The sequence below is a fragment of the Salinimicrobium sp. CAU 1759 genome (assembly GCF_054482715.1).
In genome coordinates this window covers 1,458,598-1,478,513 of the sequence record NZ_JBTLRK010000001.1, presented here as the reverse complement: position 1 = coordinate 1,478,513, position 19,916 = coordinate 1,458,598, and the positions used below count along the sequence as shown (strand labels likewise).

Here is a 19,916-nt window from a genome sequence, read left to right as displayed (position 1 = left end):
TTTCGGCAAGATGTGACCAGATAATTATCACAACCCATACTTTTCTTTAGACTCACGAAGGATATCCTCTGAAGGCCGTGTTTCTCCCTTTCTATGCTGCTCTGAGCTCTTTTTCAGTAATTCCAGGATTTTTTCATTCACGTCCTCTTTTTCAAACCATTGATTATTCAATAGAGATTTTATCTTTTTTCTTTCAGAAACTGATAAATTATTTAGTGATTCCGCCAGTTGTTCTAGTGATATTTTTACCGGTATAGCCATGACTTTTTTCTTATCCTCCGCACTAAGATATAACATCCGTTGGAATTCGGGAAAAGTAATTATCTTACTCTGTAGTAATTATTTAGACCTGTCAACTCAATATTGCAGACCTTTTTTTAAATAAATAACGCTCCGCTGGAGCTTATGTCTGTATTTTCTTTTTATCAAGAAATATTGCCCTCCTCCGGAGCTGATGTTGGCACCTCATCCTCTCCCCGACCCTCTCCAAAGGAGAGGGAGTGAATTATCAAATAGCTCCTCTCCCTTCGGGATGGGCGGGGTGTGGGATGAGCAGGAAATTCCCCACCCCGTCCTGCGGCCATCCCGCAACAAGTTCGGGACAGGCTCCCTCCGAAGGAAGGGACTCTTTTAAACAATGTTTCAGGTAAAAGAAATTTGGAATTTGGTGCTTGGTGCTTGGAATTTTCTCCTGCTAATTGTTCATTGTTAATTGATCATTGAAATACCTACTTTTGCCAAAAATAACTGCGTGAATTATTTATCTGTTGAAAATGTAGCTAAGGCTTACGGGGAACGGGAGCTGTTCTCGAATCTTTCTTTTGGGATCAATGAAGGAGATAAGGTTGGTTTTGTTGCCAAAAACGGAACCGGAAAGACTTCTTTACTCCACATCCTTTCCGGTGCCGATACTCCCGACGCGGGGAATGTCGTTTACCGCAAGGACATCACTGTTGCCTTTCTTCCGCAGGAACCGAACCTGGACCCGAAGCTGACGGTAGAACAAACCATCTTTGCTTCAGATAATGAGATCCTGAAAGTAATCGAGCGTTATGAAAGGGCGTTAGAAAATCCTGAAGATGCCGATGCTTATCAGAAGGCTTTTGAACAAATGGACGCGCACCAGGCCTGGGATTTCGAGACCACCTATAAGCAGATCCTCTTCAAACTGAAACTGGAAGACCTGCATGCAATGGTGGGCAGCCTTAGCGGCGGACAAAAGAAACGACTCGCTCTGGCTTCCATGATCCTGAATAAACCCGACCTCATCATTATGGATGAGCCTACCAACCACCTGGACCTTGACATGATCGAGTGGCTGGAGGAATTCTTCCGCAAGGAGAACTTTACCATTTTCATGGTAACTCACGACAGGTATTTCCTGGAGCGGGTGTGTAATGAGATCGTCGAGCTAGAAGACGGAAATCTCTACACCTACAAAGGAAATTACTCCTATTACCTCAGTAAAAAGGATGAACGTATTGCTTTAGAGCAGACAAATACAGATAAAGCCAAACAGCTTTTCAAGAAAGAACTAGACTGGATGCGCCGGCAACCAAAAGCACGGACCACCAAATCTAAATCCCGTATAGATGATTTTTTCGAAATAAAGGATCGTGCCTCCAAACGTAGGAATGACCATGAGGTACAGCTGGAGATCAATATGGAGCGACTAGGAAATAAGATCGTGGAGTTCCACAATGTTTCCAAAAGCTTTGGAGATCTGACCTTGCTCGATAAATTCGACTATAACTTTCAGCCGGGGGATCGCATTGGGATTATCGGAAAAAATGGAACCGGAAAATCCACCTTTTTGAACATCCTTACCGGTGGACTACAACCAGACTCAGGTAAGATCACTATTGGAGAGACCATTAAATTCGGTTATTATACTCAGCGCGGAATTGAAGTAAAAGAAGGTCAAAAGGTTATCGATGTGATCAGGGAGTTTGGGGATTATATTCCGCTGAAGAAGGGTCGGCAGATCTCCGCTCAGCAACTTTTAGAACGATTTCTTTTCGATCGTAAGAAGCAATATGATTTTGTGGAAAAATTGAGCGGAGGGGAAAAGAAAAGACTTTATTTATGTACGGTTCTCATCCAGAATCCGAACTTCCTTATCCTGGATGAGCCGACAAACGATCTCGACATTGTAACCCTGAACGTGCTTGAAAATTTCCTGCTTGACTTTCCCGGTTGTCTCGTAGTAGTATCTCACGACAGGTATTTCATGGATAAGATCGTCGACCACCTGTTCGTCTACAAAGGTGGGGCAGAGATCGAAGATTTCCCCGGAAACTACACCGATTACCGTGAATATGAAGCCAGTGCTGTTTCCGAACCTGCTGAAAAACCTGAAGCTTCAACCGACAAGAAGTCCTGGAAAAAAGAAAGCAACACCTCCGTCGGACTCACCTATAACGAGCAGAAGGAATACAACAAGCTGGAGAAGGAGATCCACAACCTGGAGAAGAAAAAAGAGGAAGTTCAGAAAAAGTTCCTACAGGAACTAAATCCGGAAGAAATTGAAAAAACTTCAAAGGAATTGAGCAGGATCGAGGCTGAGATCGAGCAAAAAACAGAGAGGTGGTTTGAGTTGGGCTCTAAAGTGGAATAAAACAGAACCCTTTCAGGTTTGAAGAACCCTCTCGCGTCGTTGGTAGAACCCTTTCAGGGTTTGGAACCCTGAAAGGGTTGATTGGAGGCGAATGTTACAGGATTAAATTATTAGCCAGATGAAAATTGAAATTTTAGAGCCTGGAAATTATTACCACATCTACAATCGAGGTAATAATGGTGAGAAAATCTTCTTTGAAGATGCTAATTACTCTTATTTCCTTCGACTTTATCAGAAATATATTTCTCCTGTCTCTAATACTCTCGCCTGGTGCCTCATGCGTAATCATTTTCATTTTCTGGTTTATTTAAAAGAAGAGGTTGAAATAAACAAATCTGACCTTAAATATTCTACACGATCTGAAGTTTCTAGTGTTGATCCTTCACGTCAATTCAGTCACCTATTTAACGCATATACTCAAGCGATTAACAAGAAATACCATAGAACGGGAAGTTTAATGGAGAAGCCTTTTGAGAGAAAAAAGATTGATTCCGAAGATTATCTGAGAAAATTGATCCTTTACATTCACAATAATCCTGTCCATCACAAAGTCACCTCAACAATTGAATCTTACCCGTGGACGTCTTACAGAGAATTCTTTACTAGAGAAGAAAACATGTTAGTAAAAAAGGAAGTGGTCAATCTGTTTGAAGATCTTGAAAATTTTAAATACTGTCATCAATATAGAACCAACAGCGAACCCTTTCAAGGTTTGGAACCCTGAAAGGGTTGAATAAACATGTACATCCTTCTCGCTTACATAAAGTTCCTCCTCCGCTCCACAAACCAACATGGGGTGCATTCGCCGTTTGTTTATAACCTGGTGACCAAATGCTTTTACGACAGAAATAAATATCCCTCTTATTCTATTCTGAAGCAATACCGAAGATCTTTACTGAAGGACAAGAGAAAAATTCGCATCACCGACTTTGGTGCCGGGAGCCGAATTTTCAAGTCAGATGAACGAGAGGTTTCAAAAATGGTAAAAAAGGCCGGCATTTCCCCAAATCGCGCCCGACTCCTTAATCGGCTGGTAAGTTATCTCGAAATAGATCAGGCTTTAGAACTGGGCACCCACCTTGGAATGGGAACTGCAGCAATGGCCGCAGGAAACAAGGTGAAGATAACAACAATTGAAGGCTGTCCTGAAACAGCTGCGATAGCAAGGGAGAAACTTGAAGAATTTGGGTTAAAAGATATTCAGCTGAAGGTTGGGAAATTTGAGAAATATTTAGAGGACAGTGGGCAGTGGACAGAGGAAACAAACCCCAAATTCCAAATTCCAAATTCCCAAAAAAAACAACCGAAAACCGGCAACTCCGAACTACGAACTACGAACTCCGAACTACGAACTACGAACTACGACCTCATCTACATCGACGGCAATCATCAAAAAGAAGCTACTTTAGAATATTTTGAGCAGTTGCTTCAGGCAGTTCACAACGACTCCGTCATGATCTTTGATGACATCCACTGGTCGGCAGGAATGGAGGAAACCTGGGAAGAAATAAAAGCACATCCGAAAGTAAGGGTGACAATAGACACTTTCCAATGGGGGCTGGTGTTTTTCAGAAGAGAACAGGAGAAGGAGCATTTTGTGATTCGGGTGTGATTCAGTAGGCAGTGCGCAGTAATTAGTAGGCAGTGGGTTTTAAAAAAGCTGGTGGCTAACTAGCTATTTGCCTTTAGCTTATATTTTTTGCGCTTCCTCCTCTAGTCGCGATAGCTATCGGGAGAGGCAAAGAAGCACAACAATGATCTGTTCATGCTTGAGTGCTTGTTCCAACTCTTACCTCTTAGTCCGGACTATATACCGACAATATGCCGCTCCGCCGGAGCTCTTGGTATCTTCCGTTATTTCATCTATAAATATTTCGCTCCTCCGGAGCTAGGGTTAAAGTCCCCTTTAGGGGATTTAGGGGTCAAAAAAATAAACCTGTTTTCTTCCGTCTTTGCGAAAGAGCCAGGACCGGCGATTGAAACAATCTCCTACTTCGAGAATTCTTCACGTCATTCTTTCCTCCATTTCCTATTTCTGCTACATTAAGGGATTGCCGCAGTCGGGTTGTCCCCTCCCTCGCAACGACAGTTCAAAAAAGGGATTGCAGGAATTCTATGTCATCTAAATCAGAATTTGGTGCTTGTTATTTGGTGCTTGTTATTTGGTGCTTAGAATTTAGTGCTTGTAATTAGAAGTTTTATTTCCTGTTAATTGATTATTGCTAATTGATAATTGAACAGATTGTAACAAACTCCCCTACCTTGCGTCTAACTCTATGAATTCAGATTTTTATGAGCAGCGTAATCAAGATCAGGCAAATTACCAGGGATTTTTACCTGGGACAGGAAGTGGTAAAAGTTTTAAAAGGGATAGATCTCGATATTGAAAAAGGAGAATATGTGGCCTTTATGGGACCATCGGGTTCGGGAAAATCAACTTTGATGAACATCCTGGGATGCCTTGACACCCCCACCTCGGGACAATATGTTCTCAACGGAAAGGATGTTAGTCAAATGAGTGACAATGAACTGGCCGAGATCCGAAACAAAGAAATAGGCTTTGTTTTTCAAACTTTCAATCTCTTGCCTCGTACTACTGCACTGGAAAATGTTGCCTTACCCATGATCTATGCCGGAGCCTCAAAGGCCCAGCGGAAAGAACGCGCAGAAAAAGTACTTGCCGATGTAGGCCTGGCCGACAGAATGGACCATAAACCAAATCAGCTTTCAGGAGGTCAAAGGCAAAGAGTTGCTGTTGGTAGAGCTTTAGTTAACAATCCATCCATCATTCTTGCTGATGAGCCTACGGGGAATTTGGACTCCAAAACTTCTGTAGAGATCATGAACCTCTTCGATGAAATTCATGCTTCAGGAAATACTGTGATCCTGGTAACCCACGAAGAGGATATTGCCCGACACGCCCACCGCATCATCCGCCTTCGCGACGGAATGGTGGAAAGTGACGAACGCACAAAATTGCTGTCGCATAGTGAGCAATAACCAATGGTCGGTGGTCAGAAGTGATTAGGGATTAGTGATTAGTAATAGAGATTTCACTGCAACACGAGAAGGAACCAGGGGATTCTACCGTTTGAATTTTATATTTTAGTTAATCCTAACGGAAAGATAAAAGTCAACAAATCCAACAGAACTCCTAACTCCTAACTCTTAACTCTTAACTTTAACTCCGAACTCATAGAAATGTCTTACCTCGACAGCGATACGCTACTTTATATAGTTCTCATTGTAGTCTTTTTAGCTTTTTTTCTTTGGAACAGGAATCAGTCGAAGAAGAACCGGGAAAATAAAAAGAACAGAAGCTTCAGGAACCGCTACAGTGAAAGAAAAAAGAAGAACAGATAAAATTTTAGTCTGTTTTTAACACAGCGCAACTTTCAGATTATCAGGATTTTTTGGTAAATTAACTACATCAAATTCTGGCACCATGATGGAATTTTTGACAAATGAGATCTTTTTATACCTGGCTCTTTTTTGTGTCGGTGTATCTTTTTTCTACTGGCTGCGAAGCATTAAAAGGCGAAAGAAAGAGTTGGAATGGCGCCGTTCCTTAAGCGATAAGATCAAGAAAAAATTCAAAAGGAATAAGCAGGAAAATACTCCGCAAGTCAACTTTGAGTGACCTTATCCTGTTGAGGCAATTTCAGATCTCTACAAATACTATTAAAAACATTCTGAAGAACACCTTTCAAAAATGACATTTTTGACACCTCATTGGGAAAGCGCTTCCCGTATGGTTTAATGTAAATAAGATTCATATTATTTGCTGATTAACTGCATTAATCAGTTGGCAGTGCGCAGTCATTAGTTGGCAGTTGGTTAGAATAAGCCACCCGGCGGGAATAAACAACAGACCCTCCTTTGCTAAAGCTTCGGAGGACAGGCAACAGGCAAACCAGTAGGCAGTGCACAGGGAATGGTCGGCAGTAAAATCAATAATAGTGAATCTTAAAAAAAGTATTTTAACATTAGACGGGCACCCGGTAACCGGCAACAATATTTTCAACCCGCATCTCGTAACCCGTAACTCGCAATGCGCAACCCGAATGACCTTCAACTTGAGACCTCCAACTTTTTTACCCGGAAATCACGACGTGAAAACACCAGAATTTTCCTATTTTAGGCACCCTCCCGCAGAGGAAATTAAAACGCTGAACATGAAGATTTACACGAAGACAGGAGACAAAGGCACAACCGCATTATTTGGCGGCACCAGAGTTCCTAAACATCATATACGCATTGAAAGCTACGGCACAGTCGACGAGCTTAATTCTAACCTCGGATTATTACGCGATCAAAAGGTGGATGAGCACACTCATAATATTATCATAAAGATCCAGGACCGGCTATTCACAATAGGCTCTACTTTAGCCACAGATCCTGAAAAAGCTGTTCTTAAAAGTGGAAAAAAGAGACTTGAGATCCCACAGATCTCGAAAAGTGATATCGAACTCCTGGAGCAGGAAATGGATGCGATGAACGAGAAATTACCGCCTATGACACATTTTGTGCTTCCGGGGGGGCATCAAGCCGTGTCAGTTTGTCACGTAGCCCGCTGTGTATGCCGTAGAGCCGAGCGTTTGGCTACGGCCCTGTATGAAATTGAACCCTTTGAAGAACAGGTTTTACAGTACCTCAACCGCCTAAGTGACTATCTTTTTGTGCTGGCACGAAAGTTGACTCATGACCTACAGGCAAAGGAAATCCAGTGGATCCCGCAAAAGGAATCCTGAGGAATTTTAGCCATCTTATCACCTAAAACCTTTAGTTTAAAGGGAATTACAGTGTAAGAAACACGTTCTTTAAATTAATGATAAAAACATGATTTTTTTCTTGACTATCTCGTCAAAAAAATTATTTTTGCAAAAATTTAAACCGATTAACCGATGTATTGGACATTAGAATTAGCATCCTATTTAAGTGATGCGCCATGGCCCGCCACAAAAGATGAGTTAATTGATTACGCCATCAGGACGGGTGCTCCCCTGGAGGTTGTTGAAAACCTGCAGGCAATTGAGGATGAAGGAGATTCCTATGATTCAATAGAGGAGATCTGGCCAGATTACCCTACAGATGAGGACTACCTCTGGAATGAAGATGAATATTAAACGCACACCACAATAACGCAGAAAAAAGTCTCAGATTTGAGGCTTTTTTTTTGCTTAACTTTGACATATTAAAATCCACAAAAACATATGAGTTTTTTAGATACCGTATTGAAAGTTTTTGTCGGCGACAAGTCTAAGAAGGACATTAAGGAGATTCAGCCTATAGTCAATAAGATCCTCGCTCTCGAAAAGGAATTTGAAGCTCTTTCTCTTGACGAGCTGCGAGCAAAAACCCTTTCTTTTAAGACCAGATTACACGAGGCCATTAAGGAAGTGAATGAGCAGATGGAGACTTTGAATGCTGAAGCCGATGCCTCTGAAGACATTACCCGAAAAGAAGATATCTACGCCGAAATAGACGCTTTAAAAGAAAAGTCCTACGAAATTTCTGAAGGTGTTTTAAATGAGATCCTGCCGGAAGCATTTGCTACCGTTAAGGAAACAGCCAAGCGTTTTAAAGAAAATACCGAATTAAAAGTGACGGCCTCAGCTTACGACCGTGAGCTTTCTGCCGAAAAAGATTACGTGACCCTCGATGGCGATCACGCGATCTGGAAGAACTCCTGGGATGCTGCAGGTAAACCTGTCACCTGGGATATGGTGCACTACGATGTACAGCTAATTGGTGGGGTTGCCATGCACCAGGGAAAAATTGCAGAGATGCAGACAGGGGAAGGTAAAACTCTTGTGGCTACGCTTCCCATGTACCTCAACGCCCTTACCGGCAATGGGGTCCACCTGGTTACTGTGAATGATTACCTGGCCAAGCGTGACAGCGCGTGGATGGCTCCGCTTTTCCAGTTCCATGGATTAAGTGTGGATTGTATAGATTACCACAGGCCGAATTCCGCAGCACGGAGAAAAGCCTATAATGCTGATATCACCTACGGAACCAACAACGAATTTGGATTTGATTACCTGCGGGATAACATGTCGCATTCACCCGATGATCTGGTTCAGCGTCCACACAACTACGCTATTGTAGATGAGGTGGATTCGGTACTTATCGATGATGCGAGAACACCTTTGATCATTTCGGGGCCCATTCCGAAGGGAGATGTACATGAATTTGACCAGCTGAAGCCCGCTATTGCCAACATCGTTGAGGTACAGAGAAAATATCTTACCGGGGTTCTTGCTGAAGCTAAAAAGCTTATTGCTTCAGGAAATACTGAAGAAGGCGGATTGCAATTACTGCGCGTTTACCGCGGACTTCCGAAGAATAAAGCTCTTATTAAATTTTTGAGTGAGGAAGGTATAAAAGCCCTTTTACAAAAGACCGAAAATAAATATATGGCCGATAACAACCGGGAAATGCCTACGGTTGATGCCGAATTATATTTTGTTATCGAGGAAAAAAACAACCAGATCGATCTTACCGATAAGGGAATTGAATTCCTTTCTGGGAAAGATGATCCTGATTTCTTTGTAATGCCCGAGATCGGGATGGAGATCGCCAAGATCGAAAAAGAAGGTCTTTCCAAAGAAGAAGAAGCTGAAAAGAAAGAAGAGCTTTTCCGTGATTACAGCGTGAAGAGTGAGCGTATCCACACTATGCGTCAGCTGTTGAAGGCGTACACCCTGTTCGAGAAAGATACCGAATATGTGGTGATGGATAACAAAGTGAAGATCGTTGATGAGCAAACCGGCCGTATCATGGAAGGACGTCGTTACAGTGACGGGCTCCACCAGGCGATCGAAGCTAAGGAAAATGTGAAGATCGAGGATGCCACGCAAACCTTTGCTACGGTGACGCTTCAGAACTACTTTAGGATGTACAGCAAACTTTCCGGGATGACCGGTACTGCTGTAACCGAAGCCGGGGAGTTCTGGGAGATCTACAAACTTGATGTGGTGGAAATTCCGACAAACCGTCCTATTGCCAGAAAAGATAAAGAAGACCTGGTCTACAAGACCAAGCGTGAGAAATATAATGCAGTGATCGAGCATGTGACCGAACTTTCCAGAGCGGGTAGACCTGTGCTTATAGGTACTACTTCCGTAGAAATTTCAGAATTGCTTAGCCGTATGCTTAAGCTGCGGAATGTGCCTCACAACGTACTTAATGCGAAACTGCACAAGAAAGAGGCCGACATTGTTGCCGAAGCAGGTAACTCGGGCGTTGTGACCATTGCCACCAACATGGCGGGTCGTGGTACAGATATTAAGCTGTCCAAAGAGGTAAAAGATGCGGGCGGTCTTGCCATTGTAGGTACCGAGCGTCACGATTCAAGACGTGTGGACAGGCAGCTTAGAGGTCGTGCAGGACGACAGGGAGATCCCGGTAGTTCCCAGTTCTACGTGTCTCTTGAAGATAACCTGATGCGTCTCTTTGGTTCAGAAAAGATCGCGAAACTAATGGACCGTATGGGTCTGGAAGAAGGAGAAGTGATCCAGCATTCCATGATCTCAAAATCCATTGAGCGCGCTCAGAAGAAAGTGGAAGAGAACAACTTTGGGGTTCGTAAGCGACTATTGGAATATGACGATGTGATGAATGCCCAGCGTGAGGTGGTTTATAAACGCCGCTACCACGCCTTGTTTGGGGATAGATTGAGAGTGGATATTGCCAATATGATCTATGATACTTCGGAAGGTATTGCGGAAACTAATAAGCTGGCGAGCGACTTCAAGAACTTTGAGTTCGAGTTGATCCGTTATTTCTCCATGAGTTCTCCTATTACTGAAGAGGAATTTGATAAAATGGACTTCCAGAAGATCGCGCAGGTGATCTATAAAGCTGCTTATGAGCATTATCGTGAGAAGATGAAGCACAATGCCGAGGCTGCCTATCCTGTGATCAAGCAGGTTTGGGAGGATAAAGGCAACAGCTTTGAAAGAATTGCTGTACCATTTACTGATGGAGTAAAGACACTTCAAGTGGTCACGAATCTTGAAAAAGCTTACGAGTCTGAAGGAAAACAGTTGATCACCGACTTTGAAAAGAATATTAGTTTGGCCATTATTGACGATGCGTGGAAAACCCACCTCAGAAAGATGGACGAATTAAAGCAGAGCGTTCAGCTTGCAGTACACGAGCAGAAAGATCCACTGTTGATCTACAAGTTCGAAGCTTTTGAACTCTTCAAGGTGATGCTTGACCAGGTAAATAAAGATGTAATTTCATTCCTGTTTAAGGGAGAACTTCCTGCTCCAAATCCGGCACAGATCCGGGAGGCGAGACAGACCAGGAAAAGAGAGGACATTGAGACTTCAAAAGAAGAGATCCCGAATATGGATGAGAGGGCTGCACAGAGCAGGGCCGCAGGCCAGACTCAGCAGCGTCGTCCACAGGTGACCGAAACCATTACCAGGGAACGCCCAAAAATAGGTCGTAATGATAAAGTCACGATCAAGAACGTAATGACCGGAGAGAACAAGAGCATGAAGTTCAAACAAGCCATTCCGCTACTCGACAAAGGAGATTGGGTGCTTGTTGATGAGTAGTGAAATGTGAACAGTTAATGGTTAGTAAAGCCCAATAACTAATAACTATTAACGAATAACTTTGAAAAAGCCTGAAAAGCAAAAATGTTTTTCAGGCTTTTTCTATTTAAAAGAAGTGACGTGTCATGCTGAATTTATTTCTGCATCTACTTAATTCAGTCAGGGTAAAGTAGCACCTGAAACTCCCGAAGCTTCAAGACAGGTTGACTTCCGCAACCTTCGTCATGCTGAATTTATTCATCTCATTAAATCGATCTTTCATAATAAAGAACCTGAAACAAGTTTAGGTTGACGACCCGGAAAAGATCCTTTTTTTCGTATTTTTAAACAACTAACCTTCATGACATGAGCAAATATCGCATCGAGATCAAATGGGCCATCATCTTTTCTGTCGCTATGATCCTTTGGATGGTGGGAGAGAAATTCTTTGGCCTACACGACGAGTACATTGCAGATCATGCTTTCTATACCAGCTTTTTTGCTATAGTAGCAATTGGAATTTACCTTCTGGCACTTTATGACAAGAGAAAAAATTTTCATAACGGCTTTATGAGCTGGCAGGAAGGATTTAAGTCAGGAGCAATATTGACTTTGGGGATCGTCATCCTCTCTCCTTTCGTACAGCTTCTTATAAGTGAAATAATCACTCCGGATTATTTCAGGAATATCACCGATTATTCAGTAGAAGCGGGAGAAATGAGTCGGGAGGAAGCAGAAACTTATTTCAGCACAAAAAATTACATCATGCAAAGTATGGTCTGGGCAGCAATAACAGGCTTGATCACGGCAGCCATTGCAGCTCTCATCCTTAGGCGGAAGGTGCCGAATCCACATCAGGTAAAAGGAACTACTCCCTACAGATAAGGACCGGAGGGATCCTCCAAAAATCTTCCGAAGAAAAGACATTTTTGACAGGACAGTGCTCTTGTTCTTAACCCTGAACCTAAACTTAGGGCGGAACTTTAGAAAAAGATCAGCTTCAAAAATGACATTTTGGGACCCCTATTTTAACAGGGCATTAGCAGCAAAGATAAGAGCTTGTTCTTACCTTAAAGAGACTAACCTTTAAGATATTCAGAAAATGAAAATTGAAGACAACCAAAAAAAGATCAAGCTGGCCGAAGACCAGGGCAAAGCATATTCTGCAGCCCTGGATTATATGAAAGAAATCGACAACCACGCCGAAAAAGAGGTAGATGATTATATAATTAGTCTGGCTTCTGAAGAGGCTGAAGGCACTTACCAGCTCGAAGGTGGAAAGCTGGAGTGGAAAACTCCAAAAGAAGGTTTTAATACACACCTGGAGGTTGTGGTAAGAGATAAAAAGGATAAGAGATTTATTCCGGGACTAAAGATCCGCGGAAAGGTACTGGATGAAAATGGAAAGCAGATCATTGAGACCGATTTTCCACTCCTGTGGCATCCTTTCCTACTCCACTACGGTGCTTTCTTTAAAATTCCGAAGGAAGGAAAATATAAAGTACAGCTAGAGATCCCGGCACCCGATTTTCACCGGCATGACGAGATCAAGGGGAAAAGATATGAAAAGGATGTGAGGGTGGAGATGGAGATCGAGATGGAAACCGGAAGAGAACCTCACGGACCCGAATAAACTTTTGCCAAAGCCAACCAAATGAAGGAAGCTAAACTTCATTCCCGCGAGAAGATCCTCTTTTTCAATAAAGATTATATTGTTGAATTCGTCTACGGTGGCATCGACGGTGCTATCACTACTTTCGCTGTTGTTGCGGGGGCCGAGGGTGCGAGCCTGGGGATCGAGGTGGTGATCATTTTAGGACTGGCCAATCTTATTGCCGACGGCTTTTCTATGAGCGTGGGCAATTTCTTTTCTACAAAAGCCGAAAGAGATACTTTTGAACGGCACAAACAAGTAGAATACTGGGAAATTGAGAATTTGCGGGAAAAGGAAGTTCAGGAAATCCGGGAAATTTATGCTGCTAAAGGCTTTAAGGGAGAATTGCTCGAACAAGTAGTGGAGGTGATTACCGCCGATAAAGATGTATGGGTGGATACTATGATGAAGGAAGAACTGGAAATGGTCAAAAGCGATAAAGCTCCCTGGAAAACCGCTGGAATGACCTTCTTCAGCTTTGTTATTGTAGGTTCGGTTCCCTTGCTTTCTTATGTTTTAACGGGAACAGGACCTTCCATTCAGCAGGACCTTTTTCTGTATTCCTGCATTTTGACGGGAGTGGCCCTTGCTATAGTGGGCAGCCTTAAAAGTATAGTTACAGAAAAGAATGTCATCATTGGCATTTTAGAGACCCTCCTGCTGGGAGGTTTGGCTGCTTTCCTGGCTTATTTTGTGGGAGATGTCCTCGAAAAAATGTTTGTAGCGCTGTAGGAAGATTCCATGTATCCATTTTCTTAACGGCACCTTTCATATTCTTAAATTTTACTGAATATTCTATTAAAAATCAGCGAATTAACAATAGGTTGGCAGATAGCAATCCGGTTCTGTAATTATCTTCGAATCATAAAGACACTAACTATGGAAGATCGTTACTCAAAATTTAAGAAGTTGAATTGGCTGCTTACAGAAAGTTTTGAAGCAGAACGTATTTATTATAATGCTGGCGAAGATGTACAGCAAGTTGAATTGAAGCGATTTTTCAATCACGAGACTGTAAACAGAAATCGCTTTAGCTATGAAATCTCTGAACAGCTGGTACAGGCAGGGGTGGAACCCGCCAAAGAATGGGTGCAGAAAGGAAACCTGGACCGCGACTGGAGGGAGGAGAGAAAAGCTTTAGTGAAGACCAGACCTCTAAAACTGCTGAAAAAATGCAGAAAAAAAGACGAGGAAAATCTGGCGCTTTACAACGAACTCCTCGAAGGAAAAGCTTTACCTAAGGAAATACTGAAAATTCTGAAAAAGCAAAAAGAAACTATTGAAAGCGCAATCCAGAAGTGCCTGAAATATGAATCGGGAGAGGAAGCTCTTGACCCTCACAACAGGCCGAGAGTTCGAAAGTTAAAGGCAATGTAGTCTCCGGACGATCTATATATGTGAGCCCCTTTTGGGGCTTTTTTTATTTTTACTTCCTTTGTCATTCAGAAGGAGCTGCGAGAGCGACTGAAGAATCTATAACGGAAAAGGCCATTGGCTAATAGCTTTTAGCCATTGGCCGTTGGTAGGGCATTGTCATTTAAAATTACTGTCATCTAATCTAATCTTATCCATTACTCCTTAAGCCTTAATCCTTCAAAGGTTGGCCTGGAAATTGTTTACCTTAGAGTATGCGAAGCACCTTCAAAAAAAGCTTTTTGGGATTCTTGATTGTTTTGGGAGCGATTATGCTCACTTACATCATCTTTAAGAACAATACAAAATCATTCAGTCCCGAAGATACTGTTGAGTTCAGCAGCGGAGATCTGGAACTGGAGATTTTTTATAACCGCCCCTATAAAAAAGACAGAGAGATCTTCGGCGGACTTGTTCCGTATAATGAAGTCTGGCGCACGGGTGCAAACGAAGCTACCACATTTTTCACCTCTAAAGATATTTTGGTTGATGGTTCCCCTCTCCCAGCCGGCACCTATACGCTCTGGACCATTCCGGGACCGGAGTCATGGAAGGTGATCTTCAATTCTGAAATGTACCCCTGGGGCATTACCGCCGACAAACTCCCCTCCCGGATTCCGGAGTACGATGTATTAACAATAGAGGTGCCGGTGAGAAAGCTGGAAAATCCAGTAGAACAATTCACAATTTACTTTGAAGAAAAACAAGGGCTTATCAACTTCAACCTGGTATGGGACCAAACTCTTATACAGGTGCCCGTTAAGGATCCGGAGAAGATCGAGAGGGTGAGGGCTTCTTAAAAGGCCTTTTGGGAGATGATTTTGAAATATAAAGTTATTAAATTTTGATTACCCAATATTTTACATCCCGTACCTACGGCACGGTTTGGGAATTTCTATTTGATTTTCTACCCATATATTGTCCCTGACGGGACAGTAATTGCGAAAACAAGGCAAATCGGAATTTGCTTAAATAGCATTTTTCGATTGATACATATAAGTATTGAAAAGATCCCTTAGGGACCTATGGGTAGTAGAAGATCCTGAAACCCTTGAGCGGGTCCGGGCATCTTAAAGGCGTTTGTGGGAGGTGTTTTAAAAATTTCATGTCTAATGCTTTCTCTTCTTCAGAATTAATTGTTTTTGATCTGTCGCCCCTAAGGGGCTGTAATTATCTGCTTCCTACTTAACAACCAATCTCGGGTCCCTACGGAACTAAACAATCTTTTCTTTTCTATTTCCCTTTTAACAGTCGCAATTTTAACCGTGAGGTATCTGCCACACTTCAAATGAATAGCCCCAGAGGGGCAAAAGCTCGGTAGGCGCAAAGCGCCGTAGCAACCAAAAAAAGTCCCGTAGGGACGACAGATCGTTCTGTTCTTTAATATCTTTAGGTAAATAGATTTATATGCCAAACACCTACACCCAAATTCATTTGCATTTCATTTTTGCAGTAAAATTCAGGCAAGGCCAAATTCAGCCTCATTGGAAAGAAAGGCTTTATCAATACATAACAGGCATCATCCGAAAGAACGGTCACAAATTACTAATTATCAATGGAATGCCAGATCATTTGCACCTTCTAGTAGGTTTTAGAACAGAACAATCTATTTCCAGCTTAATGCAGGATGTGAAAGCTAGTTCTTCAAAATGGATCAATGAGGAAAAATTGACGAAAGAGAAATTTGCATGGCAGGAGGGTTATGGCGCATTTTCGTATTCCAGATCTCAGGTTCCAAGGCTAATCAGGTATATCGAGAACCAGGAAGAGCATCACAGGAAAAAAACTTTTAAACAGGAATATATAACGATCTTGGAGGAGCTTGAAATACCTTATGATTCGAAATATATTTTCAATGACCTAAGCTGATCCTGTTTCTTGTGCTAAGATAACCTGTCGCCCCCTACGGGGCTTCAAACTCTAACGTTCCTCTGGAACTACCGGTCTTTGGTCCCTACGGGACCTTTATTATCTCATCCTGTTTTCCTGACGGAACTACCAACCTCTGATCCCTACGGGATCGTTGTCTTTCTAATGTTTCCTACCATCGACTTGTGATCCCTTACGGATCTAAGAAATCTTCAACAACAAATTTGGATCTGGACAATTATTGAGATAGAAATCCAATTCCTTTTTACTAGAAACTCCTGGATAATCTCCTTTGTTCCCCTGCAGGTCGAGGATGATCTGGAAATGTAGATGTGGAGCGTAATTTCCATTCTCTGATGCATCACCAAGAGCGGCGATCTGCTCGCCCTGCTTTACCTCCTGCCCTACTTGTAAATCTTTTATTGAGTCCCTTTGAAGATGACCATACAGGGTGTAAAATTTTCCGGCTTCAGATTCGTGCTCCAGGATAACTGTTGGTCCGTAGTCGCCAAAATTATTATTGTCTTTGAAGCTATGGATCTTTGCATCGAGAACTGCCAGCACAGCTGTTCCCGCAGGTGCCCAGACATCTATCCCAATATGCCTGTTCCTGATCAACTCCTCTTCTTCAGCTGAAGAAAAAAGTCCGCTACGCTTGTAGAGTCCGCGGTGTTCATTGTAGCCTCCCCAGGCAACTGTTCCGCCTTGCTTCCGAAGAAATTCATTAAGGTATTCCTGCATAGCTTCAGGAGAATCCAGCTGCGCCTGAGACAATTCAGTATTATTTACAGACAGATCAACATGTCGATATTGGTCAAAAGAAAAACCGGCATCGATCACAGGAGTAAATCCTGAGGTGAGGCCGGTTAAAATTTTATGGTTTGGCATTTAATTTTTTGCCAAAAATAGTTACTTCAACTTGACTTCGCTGAATTTAGCATGAATATTTATAGTTGCCCCGGCACCCTGACTGCCGTGAAAACCTTTCAGCTTTTGATTGTCATAGGAGTTGCTGGAAGTAAGCTTCAATCCTTTGGGATATTCAACTTCGCTGTTAGTCCCGTTATATGTAAAATTGAAAGCACTCTCCGGAAGGTCCAAAACGAGATCTGAATTTTCCAACGTGATATCCAGGTTCTTGAATCCGGGTGCTACTTTATCAATTCTCAATTCCCCAAAAGTTCCTGAAAGAATTCCAGTCTCACCCAACTCTTTGATATGAACATCACTGGCATTGCAATCGAGCTTCAAACTTTCAGCCTTTTCAATTTTGAGCTCCTGTACGTAAGCTGCATTCAAAACTCCGTACTTCCAGTTCTTGATGAGCACTGGACTATAAGCCACTTTCAAGCTCGTATTTTTTCCGCCGATCTCTGCCGCGCTGAACTTTGAGTGCGAAACCTCACCTCGCACATTATTAGTAGCACCAGCAAGTTTCACTTCCCCATGGCGAACATTCAATTTAAGCTGTCCATTCCTTGGCATTTTAATCTTCAATATTTTTTGAGCTGTAGTATGGTCTTTAAGAATGATCACCTTTTTTCCCGTTTTTGCCTCCTGTGCTTTTGCCTGTTTCTCTATATCGGCAGCCCAGGCTTCCATTTCCTTTCCAAAGGATTCACCCCATTTTTCCATGTCTCTTCCAAAGGATTCGCCCCAGACTTCCATCTTTTTTTCAAAATCTTCTCCCCAGGCTTCCATTTTCTTTTCATGGCTCTTCCACAAAGCCGAATCTTTTTCGAATTTTTGAGCCCATTCTTCCATGGCCTTTTCAAAATCTTTCCCAAAGTTCTTTTCGATTCTTTGTTCAAACTTCTGAATGTACTTGTCACCATCTTTCTGATACTGCTCATAATCGAAATGGATCTCTCCCATGTTCGCATAGAATTCCGGCGGAAGTGGATTTCCTGAAAGACTTTCCAGCATCGGACCAACCATTTCAGTAAGTGGACCAATCATTTCCGGAAGTTTTGCCAAGGGAGCCTGCAGTGAAGCCATGTTAAAGTCACCCGGTCCACCCGGTGTAGCCTGAGAAGTGATTTTCACTTCTGAAGCCGATGCATCCACGTCAAGTTTCCAGGATTCGATTGATTTTGTTTTGTTCTCCTCACCTCCTTCGAGATAAGCCGAAACCTGTACCTGGTTTTGATCCCAGTACTCAACATTCACCTGAGTGTGGCGGGCATCGATGTTAACAGTTACATCTTTGTTCGTCTTATAGGTCTTATTGTGTTTGCTCGTCTGCGCCAGTGCCGTTGTCGCACATAGCAGAGCAATGATCGCGGTTTTAAGCCTGATAGTTTTCATTTTCTTTGATTTTAGATCGATTGATATCTTTGATTTTATTCTTCAGTTTGTACAATAATTCCAGTCTAAGCTGCAGGTTGGAGATCAATGCTTCCACACTACTTTCTGAAAGTCCGGTCTCGTTGATCTCGGCATTCAGCCTTTTATACTCTTCATCCAGTCCTGCCAATTGCTTCATAAAAGAATCAACAAGAGCTTTGTTTGAGTCGTTTACCTCCAGTTTGGCAAGTTCAATATTTAAGCTGGCCAGGTAGAAATCTTCTATTTTCTTAAATTCCGGGGATTCATCGCTTAACTGGTATTCCTTTGTTACCGGAAGCTCTTCTGAGGCTTCAGCTTCCACCTCAACAGGAGCATCAGTAACCTGTGGTCCTGTGAACTCAGCCTCCCGGTTGAGGAAAAAGAATCCTACTCCCAGCACAATTATTAATACTGCAGCTATTTTGAGGAAGAAGAAATTCCTGTTGGAGCTACTCTCCTGCTCTTCCTGCGGAAAGGCTTTCTCCAGCCTCGCCTCAAATCTCTTTTGGTGTCCTTTTGGGGGTTTGGAAGGTAACGGTCTGTCTTCCTGCAACATCTTTCTAATATCCTGTGCCATGTCTTTTAACTTTAAGTTCTTCCTGTAATTTTTTCTTGCCGCGATGCACCAGAGTTCTTGAGGCAACCTGCGAGATATCTAATATTTCTGAAATTTCTTGGTGATCATAACCTTCCACCAGGTACAACATTAGCGGATATTTGTATTTCTCCGGAAGTTGCTCCATGGTATTCTTGACCTCTTCAAGCCCTATCCCGTCATCTATATTCCAGTTCTCCTCTTCTTCTACAGTCCCCAGGATCTGCTCATTCACTGCTACTGTTTCCAGTTTTCGGGCCTTGAGCTTATCGAGGCATTTGTTGATCACGATCCGTTTAAGCCAGGCTCCAAATGACACCTCTCCGGTGAACTGCGCCAGCTTCTCAAAGGCTTTGATGAAAGCCTCCTGCATGGCATCTTCAGCTTCAAACGGATCATTGATGAACCTCTGGGCCACATAGTACATGCCTTCGCAATACTTGTTGTAAAGCTTAAGCTGTGCCCTGCGGTCGTTCTGTTTGCAAGCCTCTATTAATTGATGTTGTATCAAAATAACTTCAGTTTGGTTGGGTTTCACTTTAAAGACGACGAAAAATCCGCCGCGTTGCAAAAAATTTCAATAAATGTAGATTTTTTTCTGAAGAGGTTTGAAAAGTTGCGGGTTACGGGTTGAAGATGTTGCAGGTTGCAGGTTGCAGGTTCTTCCTATGGCCGGTTGTGTTCTGTCATTTCGATGGAGCTGTTCTAGCGACTGAGAAATCTCTTTTTTAGTGGACGGAGGTCGGAGGACAGTTTAAAGCAGTGGTCAGTGGTCAGTGGTCAGGAAAACGTTAACCGGAATGAGTCTATAAAATGACATTTTATAGGGATAATTTTACGGAAGGATTTTTCCTATCCTGAAAAGCTCCGAAATCTCTTTTTTAGTGG

At 42.6% G+C, this 19,916-nt stretch carries 21 protein-coding genes; 15 read left to right on the top strand and 6 right to left on the bottom strand.

The features are described 5' to 3' along the window. Nucleotides 1-27 precede the first annotated feature (27 nt). Together ACXYMT_RS06590 and ACXYMT_RS06585 are read right to left on the bottom strand one after the other, a co-directional pair. Nucleotides 28-261 carry a hypothetical protein gene (locus ACXYMT_RS06590; protein ID WP_459058289.1) on the bottom strand — a complete coding sequence of 78 codons (234 nt, stop codon included), beginning with the start codon at nt 259-261 and terminating at the stop codon, nt 28-30. Between the two features lie 164 nt (nt 262-425). Continuing rightward, nucleotides 426-584, bottom strand: coding sequence for a hypothetical protein (locus ACXYMT_RS06585; RefSeq protein ID WP_459058288.1), 159 nt, complete (start codon nt 582-584; stop codon nt 426-428). 167 nt (nt 585-751) lie between these two features. Between ACXYMT_RS06585 and ACXYMT_RS06580 the strand changes: the two genes are divergently transcribed. From ACXYMT_RS06580 to tnpA, 15 genes are all read left to right on the top strand, one after another. After that, nucleotides 752-2,617 carry an ABC-F family ATP-binding cassette domain-containing protein gene (locus ACXYMT_RS06580; RefSeq protein WP_459058287.1) on the top strand — a complete coding sequence of 622 codons (1,866 nt, stop codon included), beginning with the start codon at nt 752-754 and terminating at the stop codon, nt 2,615-2,617. A 118-nt stretch (nt 2,618-2,735) separates the two neighbouring features. Beyond that, nucleotides 2,736-3,341, top strand: a complete 606-nt coding sequence (locus tag ACXYMT_RS06575; protein ID WP_459058286.1) for a transposase — start codon at nt 2,736-2,738, stop codon at nt 3,339-3,341. A gap of 15 nt (nt 3,342-3,356) precedes the next feature. Then, nucleotides 3,357-4,229, top strand: coding sequence for an O-methyltransferase (locus ACXYMT_RS06570; protein WP_459058285.1), 873 nt, complete (start codon nt 3,357-3,359; stop codon nt 4,227-4,229). A 680-nt stretch (nt 4,230-4,909) separates the two neighbouring features. After that, entirely contained in the window at nt 4,910-5,617 is a 708-nt protein-coding gene (locus tag ACXYMT_RS06565; protein WP_459058284.1) for an ABC transporter ATP-binding protein, read from the top strand. 201 nt (nt 5,618-5,818) lie between these two features. Next, complete coding sequence (locus ACXYMT_RS06560; RefSeq protein WP_459058283.1) at nt 5,819-5,980, top strand: hypothetical protein; 162 nt, start codon at nt 5,819-5,821, stop codon at nt 5,978-5,980. A gap of 82 nt (nt 5,981-6,062) precedes the next feature. Continuing rightward, a complete protein-coding gene (locus ACXYMT_RS06555; protein WP_459058282.1) occupies nt 6,063-6,257 on the top strand; it encodes a hypothetical protein in 195 nt (64 codons plus the stop codon). A gap of 535 nt (nt 6,258-6,792) precedes the next feature. Then, complete coding sequence (locus tag ACXYMT_RS06550; RefSeq protein WP_459058281.1) at nt 6,793-7,368, top strand: cob(I)yrinic acid a,c-diamide adenosyltransferase; 576 nt, start codon at nt 6,793-6,795, stop codon at nt 7,366-7,368. 153 nt (nt 7,369-7,521) lie between these two features. Beyond that, the gene (locus ACXYMT_RS06545) at nt 7,522-7,743 is read left to right on the top strand and encodes a DUF2795 domain-containing protein (RefSeq protein ID WP_008272287.1); all 222 of its coding nucleotides are present in this window, start codon (nt 7,522-7,524) and stop codon (nt 7,741-7,743) included. Nucleotides 7,744-7,830: 87 nt separating this feature from the next. Then, on the top strand, nt 7,831-11,190 hold the full coding sequence (secA, locus tag ACXYMT_RS06540; protein ID WP_459058280.1) for a preprotein translocase subunit SecA: 3,360 nt from the start codon (nt 7,831-7,833) through the stop codon (nt 11,188-11,190). Between the two features lie 345 nt (nt 11,191-11,535). Further along, complete coding sequence (locus ACXYMT_RS06535) at nt 11,536-12,054, top strand: DUF4199 domain-containing protein (protein WP_459058279.1); 519 nt, start codon at nt 11,536-11,538, stop codon at nt 12,052-12,054. A gap of 217 nt (nt 12,055-12,271) precedes the next feature. Further along, entirely contained in the window at nt 12,272-12,802 is a 531-nt protein-coding gene (locus ACXYMT_RS06530) for an iron transporter (RefSeq protein ID WP_459058278.1), read from the top strand. 21 nt (nt 12,803-12,823) lie between these two features. After that, entirely contained in the window at nt 12,824-13,555 is a 732-nt protein-coding gene (locus tag ACXYMT_RS06525; protein ID WP_459058277.1) for a VIT1/CCC1 transporter family protein, read from the top strand. A 147-nt stretch (nt 13,556-13,702) separates the two neighbouring features. Continuing rightward, complete coding sequence (locus tag ACXYMT_RS06520; RefSeq protein WP_459058276.1) at nt 13,703-14,200, top strand: DUF2383 domain-containing protein; 498 nt, start codon at nt 13,703-13,705, stop codon at nt 14,198-14,200. A 278-nt stretch (nt 14,201-14,478) separates the two neighbouring features. Next, nucleotides 14,479-15,036 (top strand): DUF2911 domain-containing protein, encoded by a 558-nt coding sequence (locus ACXYMT_RS06515; RefSeq protein WP_459058275.1) that lies wholly within the window; start codon nt 14,479-14,481, stop codon nt 15,034-15,036. Between the two features lie 607 nt (nt 15,037-15,643). After that, nucleotides 15,644-16,105, top strand: a complete 462-nt coding sequence (gene tnpA / locus ACXYMT_RS06510) for an IS200/IS605 family transposase (protein WP_459058274.1) — start codon at nt 15,644-15,646, stop codon at nt 16,103-16,105. A 201-nt stretch (nt 16,106-16,306) separates the two neighbouring features. Here tnpA and ACXYMT_RS06505 read toward each other — a convergent pair whose 3' ends face one another. The 4 genes from ACXYMT_RS06505 to ACXYMT_RS06490 are packed head-to-tail and all read right to left on the bottom strand — an operon-like array spanning nt 16,307 to nt 19,539. After that, nucleotides 16,307-16,993, bottom strand: a complete 687-nt coding sequence (locus tag ACXYMT_RS06505; protein WP_459058273.1) for a peptidoglycan DD-metalloendopeptidase family protein — start codon at nt 16,991-16,993, stop codon at nt 16,307-16,309. A 21-nt stretch (nt 16,994-17,014) separates the two neighbouring features. Continuing rightward, entirely contained in the window at nt 17,015-18,412 is a 1,398-nt protein-coding gene (locus ACXYMT_RS06500; protein ID WP_459058272.1) for a YggN family protein, read from the bottom strand. Beyond that, nucleotides 18,393-19,010, bottom strand: a complete 618-nt coding sequence (locus tag ACXYMT_RS06495; protein WP_459058271.1) for a hypothetical protein — start codon at nt 19,008-19,010, stop codon at nt 18,393-18,395. The genes ACXYMT_RS06500 and ACXYMT_RS06495 overlap by 20 nt, the downstream gene beginning before the upstream one ends. Next, on the bottom strand, nt 18,994-19,539 hold the full coding sequence (locus ACXYMT_RS06490; RefSeq protein WP_459058269.1) for an RNA polymerase sigma factor: 546 nt from the start codon (nt 19,537-19,539) through the stop codon (nt 18,994-18,996). The genes ACXYMT_RS06495 and ACXYMT_RS06490 overlap by 17 nt, the downstream gene beginning before the upstream one ends. Nucleotides 19,540-19,916 lie beyond the last annotated feature (377 nt).